The organism is Falsiroseomonas stagni DSM 19981, from assembly GCF_900114315.1.
In the GTDB taxonomy this organism is placed as follows: domain Bacteria; phylum Pseudomonadota; class Alphaproteobacteria; order Acetobacterales; family Acetobacteraceae; genus Falsiroseomonas; species Falsiroseomonas stagni.
The window spans coordinates 132,551-151,245 of sequence record NZ_FOSQ01000011.1 but is presented as its reverse complement, the minus strand read 5'-3'; the positions used below and the strand labels follow the sequence as shown (position 1 = coordinate 151,245).

Annotated in this window: 14 protein-coding genes; 8 read left to right on the top strand and 6 right to left on the bottom strand. The window is 72.1% G+C overall.

Translation table 11 applies throughout. From position 1 onward, the window contains the following. Window positions 1–383 precede the first annotated feature (383 nt). Entirely contained in the window at window positions 384–5,906 is a 5,523-nt protein-coding gene (locus tag BM041_RS22905; protein ID WP_092962230.1) for a glycosyltransferase family 2 protein, read from the bottom strand. 289 nt (window positions 5,907–6,195) lie between these two features. Here BM041_RS22905 and BM041_RS22900 point away from each other — a divergent pair, with 289 nt between their 5' ends. The 3 genes from BM041_RS22900 to BM041_RS22890 all read left to right on the top strand — a co-directional run bounded on the left by BM041_RS22900 (window position 6,196) and on the right by BM041_RS22890 (window position 8,389). Further along, window positions 6,196–7,404, top strand: a complete 1,209-nt coding sequence (locus BM041_RS22900) for a hypothetical protein (RefSeq protein ID WP_139226151.1) — start codon at window positions 6,196–6,198, stop codon at window positions 7,402–7,404. Window positions 7,405–7,675: 271 nt separating this feature from the next. Continuing rightward, window positions 7,676–7,882, top strand: coding sequence for a cold-shock protein (locus tag BM041_RS22895; RefSeq protein ID WP_092962228.1), 207 nt, complete (start codon window positions 7,676–7,678; stop codon window positions 7,880–7,882). Between the two features lie 294 nt (window positions 7,883–8,176). Further along, window positions 8,177–8,389: a hypothetical protein gene (locus tag BM041_RS22890; protein ID WP_092962227.1), complete on the top strand. Its 213-nt coding sequence runs from the start codon at window positions 8,177–8,179 to the stop codon at window positions 8,387–8,389. Between the two features lie 109 nt (window positions 8,390–8,498). Here BM041_RS22890 and BM041_RS22885 read toward each other — a convergent pair whose 3' ends face one another. Further along, window positions 8,499–9,260, bottom strand: coding sequence for an LOG family protein (locus BM041_RS22885; protein WP_092962226.1), 762 nt, complete (start codon window positions 9,258–9,260; stop codon window positions 8,499–8,501). 77 nt (window positions 9,261–9,337) lie between these two features. Between BM041_RS22885 and BM041_RS22880 the strand changes: the two genes are divergently transcribed. Next, window positions 9,338–10,924 (top strand): MBL fold metallo-hydrolase RNA specificity domain-containing protein, encoded by a 1,587-nt coding sequence (locus BM041_RS22880; RefSeq protein ID WP_092962225.1) that lies wholly within the window; start codon window positions 9,338–9,340, stop codon window positions 10,922–10,924. Window positions 10,925–10,931: 7 nt separating this feature from the next. Here the strand turns inward: BM041_RS22880 and BM041_RS22875 are convergent, their stop codons facing one another. The 3 genes from BM041_RS22875 to BM041_RS22865 are packed head-to-tail and all read right to left on the bottom strand — an operon-like array spanning window position 10,932 to window position 13,805. Then, on the bottom strand, window positions 10,932–12,395 hold the full coding sequence (locus tag BM041_RS22875) for an FAD/NAD(P)-dependent oxidoreductase (protein ID WP_092962224.1): 1,464 nt from the start codon (window positions 12,393–12,395) through the stop codon (window positions 10,932–10,934). Then, window positions 12,392–12,691 (bottom strand): (2Fe-2S)-binding protein, encoded by a 300-nt coding sequence (locus BM041_RS22870; protein WP_092962223.1) that lies wholly within the window; start codon window positions 12,689–12,691, stop codon window positions 12,392–12,394. Before BM041_RS22870 ends, BM041_RS22875 begins: the two co-directional genes overlap by 4 nt. Then, window positions 12,672–13,805 carry an NAD(P)/FAD-dependent oxidoreductase gene (locus BM041_RS22865; protein ID WP_245762229.1) on the bottom strand — a complete coding sequence of 378 codons (1,134 nt, stop codon included), beginning with the start codon at window positions 13,803–13,805 and terminating at the stop codon, window positions 12,672–12,674. Before BM041_RS22865 ends, BM041_RS22870 begins: the two co-directional genes overlap by 20 nt. Window positions 13,806–13,916: 111 nt before the next feature. Between BM041_RS22865 and BM041_RS22860 the strand changes: the two genes are divergently transcribed. After that, window positions 13,917–14,891, top strand: coding sequence for a Bug family tripartite tricarboxylate transporter substrate binding protein (locus tag BM041_RS22860; RefSeq protein ID WP_092962221.1), 975 nt, complete (start codon window positions 13,917–13,919; stop codon window positions 14,889–14,891). Between the two features lie 48 nt (window positions 14,892–14,939). Here BM041_RS22860 and BM041_RS22855 read toward each other — a convergent pair whose 3' ends face one another. Next, on the bottom strand, window positions 14,940–15,833 hold the full coding sequence (locus BM041_RS22855) for a PfkB family carbohydrate kinase (protein WP_092962220.1): 894 nt from the start codon (window positions 15,831–15,833) through the stop codon (window positions 14,940–14,942). Window positions 15,834–15,909: 76 nt separating this feature from the next. Here BM041_RS22855 and BM041_RS22850 point away from each other — a divergent pair, with 76 nt between their 5' ends. From BM041_RS22850 to phnD, 3 genes are all read left to right on the top strand, one after another. Beyond that, a complete protein-coding gene (locus BM041_RS22850) occupies window positions 15,910–16,692 on the top strand; it encodes a DeoR/GlpR family DNA-binding transcription regulator (protein ID WP_092962219.1) in 783 nt (260 codons plus the stop codon). Between the two features lie 63 nt (window positions 16,693–16,755). After that, window positions 16,756–17,613, top strand: coding sequence for an HAD family hydrolase (locus BM041_RS22845; protein ID WP_139226150.1), 858 nt, complete (start codon window positions 16,756–16,758; stop codon window positions 17,611–17,613). Continuing rightward, complete coding sequence (phnD, locus tag BM041_RS22840) at window positions 17,610–18,695, top strand: phosphate/phosphite/phosphonate ABC transporter substrate-binding protein (protein ID WP_092962218.1); 1,086 nt, start codon at window positions 17,610–17,612, stop codon at window positions 18,693–18,695. Before BM041_RS22845 ends, phnD begins: the two co-directional genes overlap by 4 nt.

Here is an 18,695-nt window from a genome sequence, read left to right as displayed (position 1 = left end):
CGAGGCCCCGCGGCCCCTGCCCCGGAGGAGGCAAGCGGCGCCTGGTCACCACTGGGGGGATGCTGGGCGATCAACATGGATTTCTGACAAACTCGTGACAGCCGGCAGGACGCTAGGCGCTATGATTAATGGTGAAAAGTATTTTTTTTAAGACTGATCCGAAAAGGGACCATTCAGCCTCGCCGCATGGTTCGGCAGAGATGCATTCTCTGGCGCCAGCCGCAAGGGCGCCTCCGCCCCGGCTGCCCCCGATCTGGTGTTATCATCCTGTAAAGGCCTGCTTCTTCCGGTCGCAACCGCACCATCCAGCAGCGCCACAGGCCGCCTTGCATCGCGATATCACGGCGAAGTGATCCACGAATCTTATTTTCGGTACAGACGAATCAGCCGCGGCGGGATTCCGGCGGCAGGAAGCCATCCGCGCCCAGCTGGACCGACAGCCCCTCTCGCCCGAAGGCGCCGGCGCTTTCCGCCACCATCGCGGCGTAGCGCTTGTATTCCGCGGCGCCGTTGTAGTGCTGGCCGCGGCTGATCTCCTCCAGGATCTTCCGGCGGAAGCCGGCGTGGTACTTGAAGTGCGCGAAGACCGCGGGTTGCCGGGACAGGCGGATATTCGCCGCGCTGTGGATGCCTTCGCTGACGCGGATCCAGGGCTGGTAGCGGAACAGCGCCACCTTCTCCGCCACGAAGCCATTCGGCTCGCTGTCCGGCAGCAGGCGGTGGCGCAGCGCCGAGACCTGCTGGCACCGGTTGCTGTAGAAGCAGCTGGTCAGGCGATAGGCCTGCACCGGTTCGCGGTCCAGCCAGGTCGCGGCCTCGAAGGGCGGGCGGGCGGTGAAGTCCGCCTCCTCCAGCGGGCCGGCGGGGTACAGGTCCACCATCCACAGCGGCACGGCATTGGCGCGTTCGGCTTCCACCGCGGCCACCAGATCCGCAAGGCTGCGGTGGCGCCAGCCCGGGTAGATCAGGAATTCATCCGCATCCGCCACAACCGCCCAGCGGCTGACGAAATGATGCGCCAGCACGGTCTGCTGCCAGGTCACGCCATAATGGGAGGTGCGGTATTCGCCCGCCGCCGAATAGACGACGACATCGGGCTGGGCGAGCAGCCATTCGCGTGACCCGTCATCCGAGGCGTTGTCCACCGCGTAGAAGGCCCGCACGCCGATCGACCGGTAGTGGTCCAGCAGATGCGGCAGCATCGTCATCTCGTTGCGCGCGGCCAGCACCACGCCGATCGGCTCCGCCTGCGTCCGCGCCAGGACCTCCGCCCCGCTGAGCAGTTCCAACTGGTGATGGGTGTGGTCGGTGCCCACGGGGGCGAAGCTCGGCCAGATCTTCTTCGGGCTGAGGTCGAGCTGCCCGCGCAGCGCATGGGCGCGCGCCTGGTCGCGGTCGAGGTCGAGATGCGCGACCTTGGCCGTGCCGAGCGCGCTCGGGAAGAAGGTGTTCTCATAGATGCCGATGGGATGCGCCGTGCCGAAGGTGCGGCGGCGCTGGTAGCTTTCGTAGTCGGTGTTGTCGGGGAAGATCTCCTCCATGGCCAGCAGGTCGCCGACCATCTTGTCCTCCATGAAGGACCGGGCGATCAGCCGCTGGCCGTCCCGCCGCGCGGCGGCGGCGGCCAGCCGGCCCATGGCGAAGCGGGACAGGCTGTAGACGCCGCCGCCATCGCAGTAGCGCGAGGGTTCGGGCGAACGGTCGATGCCGCGCGCGCGTTCGCTGCTGGACTTCAGGTGGTGCCAGACGCGGTCCGTGCCGCCGATCGCGCGTTCCAGGAGCCGGCCGTGATAGTGGTGCGCGCGGTAGTCCAGCGTGCCGAAGTAGTTCTCCGTACTCAGGTAGCAATCGTCATCGATCTTGATGAGGTATTGCGCATCGGTGTTGGCATGCACCCATTCCACCATGCGCAGCGTCTTCTGGGGCAGGTCCTCGTAGCTGTCGGACACGGCAAGGCGCAGCACGTCGCCATCCAGCGTATCGTCGCCATCGCCCACGATGATGATGCAGCGCGCCCCGATCGCGGCCAGGTCCTGCATCCAGGTCTCCCGGATCGCGGCCACGCGGGTGTCCAGGTACTTGTTGCAGGAATAGACGCAGACCAGCACGTCCCCCGCCAGGGCGGCGGGATCGAAGGCGATGGCCGGCTTCGCCACCGGCGTCAGCGCCTGGTCGTGGTGGTGGCGGTAGCGCAGGTGGATCGCATCCCGCAGCGCCTGTAGCGCCATCACCGCTTCCGCCATCTCCGGCAGGCGCTGGTTCTCCAGCACCTGCAGCAGGCGGGCCATGCCGGCCAGCAGCGGCGCGGGCAGGTGCGGCGCGCCGCCTTCCTCCACCGCGCGCGTCACCGATGCGGCGAAGCGGCGCACCAGCGCGCGCCCGGCCGGGGCGGCGCCGGGGTGCTGCGCCGCCGCCTGGCGCACCGCCATCAGGCTCAGCATATCCGCGCCGACATGGAGGTAGCGCGGCTCCGCCAGCATCGCCGCCAGGTCGCGCACCTCCGCCGCCGCCGGCGGCATCTCCGGCGCCACCAGCATCCGGCACAGCGCGCGCTGCGCCTGCTCCGTCATGCCGCGCGGCTGGGCGCGCATCTCCCGCAGCAGGTCCCGCAGCCCGTCCGGCGCGATGCCGAGGCCCGACAGCCCCCCCGGCAAGGGCAGGCCCGGCATGGCCGCGATCCGCACGGCATCCCGCGCATCCAGCGCGACCATATCCGCCAGCAGCCGCCCCAGCGTGCCGGGGTTGGCGGCGCTGCCCGGGCGCAGCGCATGCGCGGCCAGCTCCCGCATCCAGGTCACCGCTTCCGGGTTGCCATGGCTGCGGAAGAACTGCAGCCCGCCATGCAGGGTGCCGAGCCGCTGGTCCACCCGCGCCGGATCGCCGAGGGCCGCTTCCAGCTGGCGGAAGCGCCGCCACGCGACGGCAAGCTGGCTGTCCTGCCCGCCCTCCCGCCGCGCCGGCCCGGCGCTCCAGCGCGCCCAGAAGGACGGGGAGAGGCCGTAGTGCCGCAGCGCCGCGCGCGTCATGTCCTGCGCCAGGTAGTCCGGCATCAAATGGCGCCGGTCCAGCAGCAGGACCAGCGCCTCCACCAGGTGCCGGTCATGCAGGCGGGAGAACCATTCGCCCTTGAAGGCGTCGAGCAGCGCCAGGAAGGCGTAGCGGAACCGCTCCAGCTCCGCTTCCGCCAGAAGGCCCTCCGCCGCCCGGCCTTCGAGGTGACGCAGCGCGAAGCCGATGCAGGCGGTGTTGATCCAGCCCTGCATGCTGCCCGCCAGCCGGTAGAGCGCATCGGTCGCCCGCCTGGCCTCCCCGGCCGCGGCCAGCAGCGCGATGGCGGAACTCAGCGCCCAGGCATCCGGCCGTTCCTCCTGGTGGAACCAGGTGGATAGCGGCACCGCGCGGTCGAGCAGCGGCAATTCGTCGGTGGCGCAGAGCGGCGGCACCAGGCCGAACCAGAAATGCTCCCGCGCCTCCCCTTCCAGCCGGTGCGCGGCTTCGACCAGCCGGGCGTGATAGAAGATCGGCTCCCCGTCGCTGGACAGCCTTGCATTGACCGCGCGCAGGGCGCGCCAGACGGCGATGCGCTGCGTTTCCTCCGCCGTCGGCTCCGGCGCCCGGCCCGCGCCGCGGGAGGGCTGGCGCGGCGCGGCGGCGTTGCGCGCCACGAAGCCGTCCAGCTTCATCCGGCGGGTGAATTCCGCATGGAACCGCGCCGCTTCCGGCGGCAGGTCGGGCAGGAAGCGCCCGAAGGCCAGGTGTTCCGCGGCCAGCAGCGCGTTGCATTGCGCGGCGGCCGAGCCATCGCCGAGCTGCGCCGCCCGGACCAGCGCGTGCTGCGCCATGGCGCGGGTGAACAGCAGCCGTCCCGGCTCGATCACCCGCCCATCCACCGTCATCTCGAGGCTGGCGTCGCGCGCATCCCCGATATCGGTCCAGATCGTGCCGGGCAGCTCGATCTCGAAGCCATGGCGGGCCTGGCTGCCGCTGCTGGCGCGCAGGCCGGGCAGGGGGGTTTCGGCCCAGACCACCGTCGCGACATCCCGCGCCCGGCCGCCGACCGTCAGGCCGATCGACGGGGCCCGCCCCGCCGGCGTGCCCACCACCTCCCCGCGCAGGACGAAGCCATCGACTTCCGTCACCGCGCTGGTCCAGGACGGGGGCAGGCTGAGCGGCCGGCCATCCAGCGACAGCCGCGCCAGGCGCAGATGGCGGCCGAGCCGTCCGCGCAGCGCCTCGGGCAGCGGGGCCTCGAAGCCGATCCGCGCGCCGGGCCGGCCGAGCCTGGCCGCCAGCCCCGGCAGTTCCACCCAGCGCGGCACCACGCGCACCGGCCCCTCGCCGATATCGATCTCCAGCGCCGCATCCGGCCCGGCATCCACCGCCCAGCCAAGCACGGTATCGCGCAGCACCCGGTCCACCGCCCCGGCCGGCGGCACGGGGGAGGGTGGCGGCGGCGCGCGGCGCGGCGCGGCGCGGGCGAAGCGCTGGTGCGGCCCGCGGACGGTCAACTCCTCGCTGCCCAGCAGGGCGCTCGTCACCTCGCCCCAGGGGGTGTGGTTGACGGCGATGAGGCAGCGCCCCGCGCCGATCTCCACATCCACCACGAGGCGGTACCAGGAGGATGGCAGGCGGCCGAGCACCGTCTCCGACCCCCATTCCCCATCCGCGCAATGGTTGGTGACGATCCAGTTCTCCGCCGCGCGGTAGCGCAGGTGGAGCGGGATGTCGCCATCCGGCGCCACCAGGTCCAGCCAGACATCCTCGCCGCTCGCGGGCGGGACATCCATGCGCAGCACCTGGACCGAGCCGCCCATCCGGCCGGAGGCGACCGTCTCCTCCACCGCCTCCGCCGCCGGGGTCGCGGCGGGCGCGGCCTCCTCCGCCGGCTTGCGGGCGCCGAGCGCCAGGCTGCCGCCGATGAGCTTGGCGCCATCGCCCATCACCTGCAGCGGGACGCCGCTGGCGCGGGCGCGAGCGACGACCTCCGCCGGCAGGTCGATGGTGAAGGCGCTGCGGCGTTCCGGGGCGTAGCCATCGCCGCCGCCGTCCCGGCTGCGGCGTGCGCCGAGCAGGCAGTCCGGCGGGAAGCGCGGCTCCGCGCCCAGCGTCACCTGCGCCTGCACCGGCGCGCCCTCCAGCAGCACCTCCAGCCGCGGGAGGGCGCCGCGCCCGCGCAGCCAGCCGGTGATCCGCCCTTCCGCGACGCCTTCGACGATCCCGGGCGGGTTCACCCAGCCCTGCGCGATGACGGTCGCGCCCGCGGTCCCCGCATCGCCAGGGCCGAAATCGACCGCGACGCGCGTGGCGAGGCGCGAATTGGCTTCCGCCTGCGACAGGGCTGCCCGCGCCGCGGGGTCCAGCGGCACCACGAAGCCGGGCGGCAGGCCGGGGGCGGAGGCCGCCGGCATGGCCTGGGCGGTGAAGCGTTCGGCGCCGATGGTGATGGCGACGGGCCCGCCCTGCCAGTCCGTCGCCGGTACGAAGCCGCGCAGCGCCTCGACGCCGATCCCTTCGCCCGGCAGCCAGCCCTGCCGGGTGGCGGCGCCGGGGTCGCCGAAGGGGCCGAAGCCGGGGCTGGCGAACCAGGCCATGCTGGTGCGGACGGAAACCTGCCGGCCCTGCGGCCACTGCACGGCGATGGTGGCCCGCACCTCCCCGCCCACCAGCAGGTGGATGTGGGCGGTGGTGCAGATCACCAGCAGGGGCAGCACCTCGGTCGTCGAGAGGTCGACCGGCAGGGTGCGCTCCACCCCCCAGGCGCCGTCCACCAGTTCGTTGACCACGATCTGCCGCCGGTCCGGCCGCACGGAGACGTGGAAGAGGATGTTCTTCTCGTCGAGGTCGAGGTTCAGGCTGTCCCAGTTGCCGGTCCGCGGGTAGCAGACGCAGCGGTAGATCATCATCATCCGCCCGCCACCTCGATCGGGACGCCGCCGACGCAGCGCCGGCTCCATCTTGCAGTCGTCACCCCTGGGCAGGTCCCATGCCGAACAGCCGCATCGCCTGGTGCCGCGGCGTTGCGCACGGCGGACTCGTTCTAGGGTCGGTTTGGCGGGCCGTAAAGACTGTGTCACATTTACGCGAGACCGTATCAACAAATGCGCCCTGGCATGGCAGGAGCGCCGGGATGGGACGCTACGGCATGCCGCTTGATGCATCGCCTCCAGCCAGCCGCGGCACGGCGCAAAGCGGGGGATGACAACGACGTTGGGCGATGGGCTTGATGCCGCGCTGGCCGAGGCGCTGGCCCTGCTGCGTGGCGGCGATCGCGCCGCGGCGGCGGCCCGGCTGGCGCCGGTGCTGGGCCGCCCGGTGGAAGAAGGCCGGACCGACTCAACCCTGGGCGATGCGGCGCCGCTGGTCGCGGTGGCGGAGGAACTGTCCGGCGGCTCCCGCTGGAAGACGGCGCGGTTGGCCTATGAGCTGCTGGTCGAGGCCGGCCACGCTGACCAGGCATGGATCGCCGGGCAGACGGCGGAGCGTGCGGCGCTGGAGGACGCCTTCGTCGCGCGGTTCGAGGCCACGCCCGCCATGGAACGCCTCGCCCCCTTCCTCGGCGGGGTGACCGGGCATCCCGTGGCGGCGCTGGCCACCACGCGGATGCGGCCGGGGCTGTTCGACATGGCGCTGTTCCGTCACGCCATCACCTTCGCCGACGGCGCCGCGGCGGTGGAGGTGGTGGAGAAGGTGATGCGGTCCGACAGGCGCGACAAGCGCCGCACCCATGCCGAGGGCCTGCTGTTCGCCAACATGAACGCGGATTGGCTGATGGCGCCGCGACATCTCGGCACGCTGGAGGACGGGCCCTTCATCTCCACCTTCCAGGCCTTCTTCGACGGCACGCCGCTGCCGATCGACCGCTGGATGACGACGCATGACGAACTTCTCTACCGCTACTGGGCGAAGGTGCCGCCGCCGGGCCTGGCCAAGGGGCCGAGCCTCGTCCCGGTCTTCGTCGACCGTCTCAAGGCGCTGATCGCCCGGACGCTGCCGGCGGGGGTGGAGGCGCAGCTGCGGGCCTATTCGATCGATGATGTCGCGCTGATCCTGGCGCGCCGCTTCGACCACATCGTCGCGCTGCTGGATGCCATGCCGCTGTTCGTCTTCCACGACGACATGCATTGCGGGAACATCCTGGTCGGCGCCAATGGTGGCGTGACGATCGTCGAGTGGGACAACTGGGCGCTGGCGCCGATCGGCACGGGCTGGCGCTTCTACGCGACGCATGACGTCCTGCCCGAGCCGGAGGTCGACCGCATCGGCTGGGCCCGTGCCCTGCCGCCGCAGGCCACGGGCTACAACATGATGCTGATGGCGTCGCTCTGGGGCTGGCACAGGGCGGTGCGGGACCGGAAGCCGGAACTCGCCGCGCGGTGGCTGGAGAAGCTGGTCCGCTACGCCTGACCCGCATGCGCGGGCGCCGCGGGCGTGTCGTGTGCATCGACCGTTTCCGCGCCGAAAGCGCGGCAGCGTGACCACCGAAGCTTGCGATCGATGCAGTTATGGGTTGCGGTGGAGACTGGAAAAGACCATAGTCTGGGGGTCAGCCTTGTTTGGTTCGGCCTGCTCTCCTTGCTCGTTACCGAGCGCCGAGCCCGGGTTTCGTTTCCCCTCAAAGCTCGATCCGGCGGGCGACGTTCGCTCGTCGGGACACAGACATGAAGGGGATATCCTCATGGCGACCGGCACCGTTAAGTGGTTCAACGCGACCAAGGGCTATGGCTTCATCCAGCCGGATGACGGCTCCAAGGACGTGTTCCTCCACATCTCCGACGTCCAGCGCTCCGGCCTGCAGGAGCCGCGCGAGGGCGACAAGCTCTCCTACGAGATCCAGCAGGGCCGCGAGGGCAAGACCTCCGCGACCAACCTGCGCGCGGCCTGAGGTCGCTGTCCGGGGTGGCCTCGGCCATCCCGGGTAGTGCCCCCTGCGGTGCATTTGAGGCGGCGGGCGCGACGAGCGCCCGCCGTTTCGCTTTGAGGGGCCCCTGGCAGGCCCCTGGGGCCACGGCTCCCCTGCGCGGCCCGTCCTGGCCGCCCGCCTGGTCCGATACGGGCCTGGCCCGACACCGGCCTGGTCTGAACCAGGCCCGCTCTGACGAAGGATCGCCTGGCGCGCGGACCGCCAGCCCTTCCGCCCCCGCCTGTCCGGGGGCTGCGCGCTCCGCGAGGATAGCCCATGGCACGCCATACCTTCACGGTCGGCCAGACCATCGAATTCGTGCCCGGCCGCTATGACGGCTCCGCCCCCGCCGGCACCTACACCGTCGTCCGGCAATTGCCGAACGACCAGATGGACCGGGAATACCGCGTCAAGAACTCCCGCGACGGCCATGAACGCATCGTGCGCGAGAGCCAGATGCGTGGCCGCGCAAGCGGCCCGTTCGGCTGAGCCGCGCAAGCGGCCCGTTCGGCTGAGCCGCGCAAGCGGCCCGTTCGGCTGAGCCGGCACCCCGCCCGCGTCGCGCGGGCGGGGTGCCGCTCTTCCGCGGGCGCCGGGCTCAGCGTGACAGGTGCAGCGGCAGCGCCGCCTCGATCGCCTGCCAGGCTTCCGCCGCATCCCCCACGAAGCGCAGCAGCGCCAGCTCCCCGGGCGCGATCATGCCGGCCTCCTCCAGCGACTCCCACCGGATCAGGCCGCGCCAGTAGCCCTCATCCACCAGGATGATCGGCACGGGGCCGAGCCGTCCCGTCTGGCGCAGCGTCAGCAGTTCGAACAGCTCGTCCAGCGTGCCGAAGCCGCCGGGGAACACCACCAGCGCCCGCGCCCGCATCGCCAGGTGCAGCTTGCGGATGGCGAAGTAGTGGAACTGGAAGGTCAGCGCCGGCGTGGTGTAGGGGTTGGGCGCCTGTTCCTGCGGCAGGCGGATGTTGAAGCCGATGGCGGGCGCGCCGACGTCATGCGCGCCACGGCAGGCGGCTTCCATGATGCCGGGTCCGCCGCCCGTCGCGATCACATGGTCCCGCAGCCCCGCCACCGGATGCAGCGCGCCGCCACGCTCGCTGGCGATGCGGCCGAATTCGCGGGCCTCGGCATACCAGCGCGGCTGGTCGCCCGGCCCATTCTCCCGCACCCTCGACCCGCCGAAGACGACGATGGTGGACCGCACGCCCCAGGCGCGCAGCGCCTCATCCGCCTTGGTGCATTCCACCTGCAGCCGCACGCCGCGCATGGCGGGGCTGAGCAGGAATTCGCGGTCGAACAGCGCCAGGCGATAGGCGGCGCCCTGCGTCTTCGCGCCGCTGGCTGGCCGGCGTGGCATCGGTTGCCTCCCCCCTCATGCGGTGCCCATGATGCGCGCCAGGAAGTCGCCGGGAAACGGGCGGCACGGAGGATGCGATGCCTGTCTCGCTGGCCTTCTGCGGTGCCGCGCGCACCGTCACAGGGTCCTGCCTGCTGTTCGACCATGGCGGCACGCGTTTCCTGGTGGATTGCGGCATGTTCCAGGGCCCCAAGACGCTGAAGGCGCTGAACCACGAACCCTTCCCCTTCGACGCCAGGGGAATCGACTTCGTGCTGCTGACCCACGCGCATATCGACCATTCGGGCCTGCTGCCGAAGCTGGTGAAGCAGGGCTTTCGCGGCCGCATCCACGCGACGCCCGCCACCACCGACCTCTGTTCCGTCATGCTGCCCGACAGCGGCCATATCCAGGAGACGGAGGTGGAGCAGCTGAACCGCCGCAACCGCCGGCGTTTCCAGGCCGCGCCGGTGGAGCCGATCTACACCGCGGCCGACGCCGAACGCGCGATCGGCGCCTTCAGCCCGATCGAGACCGGCGCCTGGTTGAAACCGGGCAAGGGCATCCGCGCGCGCTGGTGGAATGCCGGGCACATGCTCGGCTCCGCCTCCATCGAGATCGAGTTCGCCGGCCCGCGCCCGATGCGCGTCATCGTGTCCGGCGATATCGGCCCGGATGCGGGCGGCCTGCAACCCGGCGCGGAGGGGCCTGGCGGCGTGGATCACGTGATCTGCGAATCGACCTATGGCGATGAGGACCGGCCGACGGTGACGCCGGAGGCGCGGCGCGCCGAACTGGCGAAGCTCGTCCGCTGGGCCGCCGAACGCCAGGGCCCGGTGCTGATCCCGTCCTTCGCCGTGGAACGCGCGCAGGAAGTGGTCTTCGACCTGGTGCGGCTGATGCAGGAAGGCCAGGTGCCGCGCGCGATGATCAACATCGACAGCCCGCTTGCTTCCCGCGCCACGCGGCTGTTCAGCCGCCACGCGGCGGAGATGACGGAGGGCGAGGCGATGCGCGACGCCCTCGCATCGCCCCTGGTGCGCCATGTGCAGGACGCCAATGAAAGCCGCGAACTCGCCCGCGCGGAGGGCTTCGGCATCGTCCTGGCGGGCAGCGGCATGTGCGAGGCCGGGCGCATCCGCCATCACCTCAAGCAGCATCTGGACGATGCCCGGGCGCTGGTGGCGCTGGTCGGCTTCCAGGCCAGCGGCACGCTCGGCCGGCTATTGCAGGATGGCGCGCCGCGGGTGCGCATCCAGGGTGAGGGCTTCGGCGTGCAGGCGCGCATCGCCACCATCCAGGGCTATTCCGGCCATGCCGATGGCCCGGAACTTGGCCGCTGGATCGAGGCGCGCGCCCCCGTCTCCGGCGGCGTCTTCCTGGTGCATGGGGAGGAGGAGGCGATCGAGGGCCTGGCGAAGCGGGTCGAGGGCCGCGGCATCGTCACCCCCGACCGCGTCATCCGCCCCGTGCTGGATGAGGTCTTCGCGCTGGAACCCGGCGCGGCCCCCGTCAGGCAGCCCGGGCGGGGCCGCCGGGGGGATGCCGCCGGCGTCGGCCGGCCGGACTGGCACAATGCCCGCGCCGCCCTGCTGCTGGGCATCGAGGAAGCGATCGAGCGCGCGCCGGACGACACCACCCGCGCCGGCCTGCTGGACCGGCTGCGGCGGGCGCTGGAGGGATGACGATCCCTCAGTAGCGCACCACCGCCTTCACCGCGGCGTTGGTCTGGGGGAGGGAGGCGATCTCCGCCACCGTCACCGGCTTGAAGGGCGGCCGCAGGCGATAGGTGCCGGCCTGTTCCGGCGAGATGCCGCGCTCCGCCGCCACGATCTCCGTCACCGTGAGGTTGCAGAGGCGCCCCTGGCACGGGCCCATGCCGCAGCGGAGAAACGCCTTGAGCTGGTTCGGGCCGGTGGCGCCGCCCGCCACGGCGTCCCGCACCTGGCCGGCCGTGATCTCCTCGCAGCGGCAGATGATGGTGTCGTTGCCGGCGGGGATGCGGAAGCCCTCCGCCGGGCGGTAGAGCGCATCGAGGAAGGCGCGCCCGCGGCCGAGTTTTTCCAGTGCCGCGCGCACGGGGGCCGCCATCGCATCGCGCGTCGCCTGGTCGATCCGGCCCAGGCGATGCGCGGCGCCGATGGCGGCCAGCGTCCCGCTTTCGGCGGCGCAGTCGGCGCCCGCGATGCCGCCGCCATCGCCGGCGATGGCGACGTCCTCGATGCTGCTGGCCAGCCAGGAATCGCGCTTCGGCACCCAGCAGAACTGCAGCGGATCCCAGTGGTGGTCGCAGCCGATGGCGTTGGAGATGGTGGTGTTGGGCACCACGCCCTGGTGCAGCAGCAGCACATCGGCCTCGATCCGCTGTTCGCCGCCGCCTGCGGTGAAGGTGACGGCGCGCAGCCGATCCTCGCCCTCCGCCCGCATGGCGGTCACGCCCGCGATGCGCCGCGGCCCGCCGCGCGCCCTGGCCAGCAGGGCGAGGCCCTTGGCGAGGTAGGGGGAGCGCAGGAAGTCCAGCAGATGCCGCGCCGCGCCGGCGCGATTGGCGCTGGGTGTCGTATCCAGCACCGCCGCGATGGTGGCGCCGGCGGCGCGAAGCTGGGCCGCCACCAGCAGCAGCAGCGGCCCCGTGCCCGCCAGCACCACGCGCCCTTCCGGCACCAGCCCATGCGCCTTCAGCGCGATCTGCGCGGCGCCCGCCGTCAGCACCCCGGGCAGCGTCCAGCCGGGGATGGGGAAGGGGCGTTCCATGGCGCCCGTCGCGACGATGACCTGGCCCGCGAAGACCGGCCGCGCCTGGCCGGCGATGGACACGCCGAGCTCGATCTCCGCATGGCGACCGGGCTCGTCACCCGAGGGCAGCAGGCTGAACAGCTTGGCCGCGGGCGCGTAGTCCGCGCCGCTCGCCAGGAACCGCTCCGCGATCGGCAGGCCGCGCCAGTAATCCTCGCCCAGCACGGCGCGGTCCGTCACCGGCGTCGTGGTGATGCCGCGATGGATCTGCCCACCCGGCGCCAGGTTCTCATCCACCACCAGCGTCGTGATGCCGAGCGCCGCGGCCGTGATGGCGGCGGATTGCCCGGCGGGACCGGCGCCTATCACCACCAGGTCGTAGCGGGGGGCGAGGGCGGCGGCGGCGTCGATGCGGTTCATGGCGCCACCGCGCGCCGTGCGCCGGCCTGGGTTTCGATGCGCATCCCCTCCTCCAGCGCCACCAGGCAGCCCTGGCGGTTGCCGGTGCCGTCGATGGTGACAAGGCATTCGAAGCAGACGCCCATCAGGCAATAGGGCCCGCGCGCTGTGCCCTTCGCTGGCGTGGCGCGGCAGGTCGCGATGCCGTTGGCCAGCAGCGCGGCGGCGACGGTATCGCCGCGCCGCGCCGCCAGGGGCGCGCCATCGAAGGTGAAGCGGATCGTCTCCGCGTTATGGTCAGGCAGCCTGCGGAACATGGAACCTCGCGCCGCTGAAACAGGAAAGCTCATCCGCCAGGGCGCCGGCCTGCACCTGCGGCGCAAGGGTCAGCGCATGGGCGGCGGCGAGCGTGACGCCGGAATGGCAGGTGACGACGAAGGCGCCGGGCGCGGTCCGCGACTGCGCATAGATCGGGAAGCCATCCGGCGACATGACCCGCGACGCCGACCAGGTGCGGACGACATTGAGGTCACGCAACAGGGGAAAACTGCGCATGGCGCGTTCCGCCATGACAGAGATGACGGGGTTCGTCACCACGGTGTCGAAGCCCGCATCCTCCTGGCTGTCGCCCATCATCACGCCGCCCTCGTCGGTCTGGCGGATGGTGCCCATGGGGTAGTGCAGGAAGGGCGCGACCTTTTCCGTGATGAGCACCTGGCCCTTGGAAGGGATGACCGGCGCATCCAGCCCGACCATCGGCGCCAGCCGCGCATTGCCGAGGCCGGCCGCCAGCACGATGCGCGCGCTGCGGGCCTCGCCCCAGTTGCCGCGGATGCGGAAGCCGCCATCGCGGGACTCGATGGCATCGACGACGCATTCGGGACGATAGGCGACGCCGCGCTTGCCGTTCGCGACATGCAGCGCGCGGAACAGCTTCAGGGAGTTCACATGCCCGTCGGCCGGCGAATAGATCGCGCCCACCACGTCCGGCCCGATATCCGGCAGCATCCGCTTCACGCCGGCGTGGTCCAGCACCTCATAGGGGATCCGCGGGGCGCCGGGCTGGGCCTGGAGGCGCTGGATGAAGCGCGTGCGCGCCTCCATTTCATCGTCAGAGAGGCACAGCGCGAAGCCGCCGGGGCGCTGGTGCACCACGTCGATCCCCGTCTCCTCCGCCAGCAGGGCCGCGAAATCCGCCCAGCGTTCGGAGGATCCGTGGGACCAGGCCGAATATTGCGGCATGCCCATGCCCTTGGACTGCACCCAGACCAGCGCGAAATTGGCGCGGGAGGCGCGGCGGGCCACGTCACCCTCATCCAGCACCAGCACGCGCGCGCCGAGGCGCGCCAGGCCATAGGCCATGCAGGACCCCACCAGCCCACCGCCGATGACGGTGACATCGGCCTCCATCGGCCATCCCCCTTGCAGCACGGCGCGGAGCATAGGGGCGGAGATCGGGAAGCGGCAGCCACACGGCACGCCTTCACGACGCTTCCCGGGTGTGTGTAGCCTGTATCCCACAGGCAGGCAGGGGATGGGACGATGCGGATCACGCGACGGGCGATGGCAGGGCTGCTGCCGGCGGTGGCGATCACAAGCGGGGCCTCCGCCCAGGCGGCCTGGCAGCCGGCCCGGCCCATGCGCCTGCTGGTCGGCTTCCCGCCCGGCGGCGCGGCGGATCTGCTGGCGCGGCGCCTGGCGGACAGCCTGACGCAGGCGCTGGGCCAGACGGTGGTGGTGGAAAACCGCCCGGGCGCTGGCGCGCAGCTGGCGCTGGACGCGGCGGCCAAGGCGCAGCCGGATGGCCTGACCATCTCGTTGTCCCCCATGGGGCCGCTGGCGGTGAATCCGGCGCTGACGCCAGGGCGCCTGCCCTACAACGCGGCGGAGGATTTCACGCCGCTGATTCATGTCTGGGACCAGCCCAACGTCATCGTGGCCGGCATGGACGTGCCCCAGGCCTGGCCGGCCTTCGTGGAATGGCTGCGGCGCCGGCCGGAGGAACCCTACGCCTCCGTCGGGCCGGGATCGTCCAACCACCTGACCGGCGCGCTGATGTCCCGCGCGCTGGGGCTCAACCTGCAGCACATCACCTATCGCGGTTCGGCCGCGGCGCTGACGGCGATCATGGGCGGCGAGATCAAGCTGTTCGTGGACAATGTCACAACCACCATCCCGCTGGCGCGGGACGGGCGCGTGCGCGCCATCGCGGTGACGACGGCGACGCGCAGCGCCGCGCTGCCGGATGTGCCGACCTTCGCCGAACTCGGCCTGCCGGAACTGACGGTGTCGTCCTGGCAGGTCGTGGTCGGGCCGAAGGGCCTGCCGCCGGCGGTGGTGGCGCGGCTGAACGGCGAACTCAACCGCGCCATCCGCACCCCCGAAGCCGTGGCCTGGATGCGGAGCCTGGGGGCGGAGCCCGTGGGCGGCACCGCGGAACAGGCCGCCACCATGCTGCGGACGGAACGGGAGCGCTGGGCGCGGCTGATCCCGGGCATGGGCATCACGGTGGACTGACACCGGGGCGCGAAGGCGCCGGCCTTCGGCCGCCACGCCCGGCGGCCGCTACCAGCCGCGCGCCAGCAGCGCCTCCACCGCCGCGCGGCCCGGCGCGGCATCCCAGCCGCTGCCGGCTTCGGCCTTCAGCGCGGCCGCCGCGGTGGCGAAGCGCGCGGCATGGTCGACCGAAGCACCCTCCGCGATCGCCAGCGCATAGGCGCCGTGGAAGACATCGCCGCAGCCCGTCGTATCCACCGCCTGGACCACGGGGGCGGGCAGGGGATGCGCGTCACCGTCGCGCCACCACAGGCTGCCCGCGGCGCCGAGCGTGACGGCCAGCACGGCATCGAAGCGCGCGGCGACGGCGGCGAGCGCCGCCGCGGGATCGTCGATGCCGGTGAACTCCCGGAGGCCGCGCTCGGAGAACAGGATGTGGTCCGCCATCGGCGCCAGGCGGTGCAGGATCTGGCCGGCGCCGACCTCCCCATCCAGCACGCGGGGGATGCCCATGGCGCGGGCGAGCGTGAAGGCATGGGCGGCGCCATCCGCCCAGCGGGGATCGGCCATGACGGCGGCGACGCCATCCAGCGCGAAGCGCGGCTGCTCCACCAGGCCGGCGCCGGGGAAGACGGCCAGGATGCGCTCTCCCTCCGGGTCCACCAGCACGGCGGAATTGGGCGTGATGCCGCCGGGCGCCACCAGTTCCGGCAGGTGCCGCACGCCGCGCGCCGCCAGCCCCGCGCGCAGCCATTCCCCCGCGGGATCGTCGCCCGTGCGCCCGACCCAGAGCGCATCGCCCCCGAGCCTGGCGACCGCGACGGAGGCCGTGGCCGCCATGCCGCCGCCGACATCGCTGTAGCCCGACGCGATGTACTTCCCCGGCGCCGGCGGCAGGCGCGGCATGCGGTAGGTGCGGTCGAGCGCGGCCATGCCGATGCAGGCGATGCGGGGGGCGGTCATGGCGTGACGATGGCACCGCACCCCCGGTCCCGGAAGATCGGTTGGCGGCGGCACGCGAATGTGGCACCTTCCACATATGCCCCGCCGCCCCAGCGGCGCCCCGTCCAAGGCGGAGCGCCACCGCAGCATCCTCGCCGCCCTGGCCACCGACCCCACGGTGCGGATTTCCGCGCTCGCGCTCCAGTTCGGCGTGGCGGCGGAGACGGTGCGCCGGGACATCGAGGAACTCACCAGCCAGGGCGCCGTCCGCCGCACCTATGGCGGCGCCAGCGTGGTCCATGCGGGGTTGCAGCCCGAATTGTCGTCGCGGGAGACGATGGCGGTGGCGGAGCGCGCGCGGATCGGCGCCGCGGCGGCCGCCATGCTGGCGCCGGGTGCCGTGGTGATGCTGGATGCCGGCAGCACCACCGGCCATGCCGCCCGGGCGCTGGCGGCGCGCGGCATGGCGGTGACGGTGCTGACCAACAGCCTGCGGGCCGCCCAGGATCTGGCGGAGAGCGCGCGGGTGATCCTCTGCCCCGGCGATGTCAGCGCCGCGGAGCAGGGCGTCTATGGGCCGGAGACCGGCGCCTTCCTCGCCCGCTTCAACGCCGACGTGGCGTTCGTCGGCGCCACGGGCCTGACGGCGGAGGGGCCCTGCGATGCCAACAGCCGGGCCGCCTGGGTGAAGCGCGCCATGCTCGCCCGCGCCACCCGCCGCATCCTGCTGGCGGATTCGGAAAAATTCGGGCGGGAGGTGCTGGAACGCATCTGCCCCATGGCGGAGTTGACCGACCTCGTCACCGATCGCGCGCCCGAAGGCGCCCTGGCCCGCGCTTTGGCGGAGGCCGGGGTGGCGGTGACGGTCGCGGGGCCGTGATCGGCCGCATTCTATTTGACCCTCCACATTCAATATCGTACCTGCCACAGTCATGAAAACGTCATGAAAGCGCCCACCCTGTCCGAGACGCCGTGCCCCGCCCCGGTCCCGCTCCACCAGGCCCCGCCCCGGGCGCTGGCCGGGCTGCGCTGGGTGCTGGCCGATATCGACGACACCATCACCACCCAGGGGCGCCTCGACGCCAGCGCCTATGCCGCGCTGGAGAGGCTGCGCGATGCCGGCATCCAGGTGGTGCCCGTGACCGGCCGCCCCGCCGGCTGGTGCGACATGATCGCGCGCTTCTGGCCTGTCGCCGCCGTGGTGGGGGAGAATGGCGCGCTCTGGTATTCGCTGGACCAGGCCGGCCGTCGCATGCGCCGCTGGCAGGCCCAGCCGGAGGGTGATCGCCTGGCCCGCCGTGCGACGCTCGATGCCCTGGCCGCGCAGGCGCTGCGGGCGGTGCCGGGCAGCGCCATCGCGGCCGACCAGCCCTTCCGCCTGTTCGACGTGGCCGTGGATTTCGCCGAGGATGTCGGCCCGCTGGCTCCCGGCGCCGCGGCGCGCATCGCCGCGATCTTCCAGGCAGGCGGCGCGGCCGCGAAGGTCTCCTCCATCCATGTCAACGCCTGGATGGGCGACTGGGACAAGCGGGCGGGGGTCGAGAACCTCTTCGCCACGCTGTGGCAGCCCGTGGACGAGGTGCTGGACCGGGTTGCCTTCCTCGGCGACAGCCCGAACGATGCGCCCATGTTCGGCCGGATCCCGCTTTCCGTGGGCGTCGCGAATGTCGCGCCCTTCCTGCCGGACATGGCCACGCCCCCCGCCTATATCGCCAGCGCCGAGGGCGGCGCCGGCTTCGTCGAATTCACCGAGGCCGTGATCGCGGCCCGCAACAACCCGGAGAGGAACCCCCGTCCATGAAGAAATTCGCCCCCGCCGCGGGCTTCGCGGTCGCGCTGATGGCGTCCATGCCCTGGACCGCCTCCGCCCAGACCGCCGCCTGCGGCTTCCGCGGTTCGCTCGACGATGCCTATTGCGACGAGAACCGCGACATGGTCGCGGACGCGCCGCGGGAAGCATCGCGCCTGCGCGATCCCTCCACCCTCGTCTTCGCCTATACGCCGGTCGAGGACCCGGCCCTCTACGCCACCCAGTTCCGGCCGCTGCTCGAATACCTCACCAGCTGCACGGGCAAGCGCACCGTCTATTTCCAGGTGACGTCCAACGCCGCGCAGGTGGAGGCGATGCGCTCCGGCCGCCTGCACATCGCGGGCTTCTCCACCGGTCCCACCGCCTTCGCCGTGAACCTGGCCGGCGCCGTGCCCTTCGCCATCAAGGGCGGGCCGGAATCCTTCGAGAGCTATCGCGTCGTCACCATCGTGCGCGCCGACAGCAACATCCAGACGCTGGCGGACCTCAAGGGCCGGCGCGTCGCGCATACCTCCGCCACGTCGAACTCCGGCAATTTGGCGCCGCGCGCCTTCTTCCCGGGGCTCGGCCTGACGCCGGACACCGATTACCGCGTGGTCTATTCCGGCGGCCATGACCGCAGCGTGATGGGCGTGAATGCGGGCGACTACGATGCCGCGCCGGTGGCGTCCGACGTCTACAACCGCATGATCGGCCGCGGCCAGGTGCGGCGGGAGAATTTCCGGGTGATCTGGGAAAGCGACCCGTTCCCCACCAGCAGCTTCGCGCTGGCGCATGACCTCCGCCCCGAACTCGCGCAGCGCATCCGCCAGTGCTTCTACGACTATCGCTTCCCGGAGGCGATGCGCCGCGACATGGGCGGCAATGACCGCTTCTGGCCGGCCAACTACGCCGAGCATTGGGCACCCGTTCGCGCCGTGGCCGATGCGGTGAACGCCCCCTACAACCGCGCCGCCTTCGATGCCGAAAGCCGCCGTGAACTGGAAGCCGAGCAGCGCCGCAACCAGCAGCGCCAGCAGCAGCAGCAGCAGCAGCAGCAGCAGGCGCCGGCCGCCGCGCCGCGGGTGCAGTAA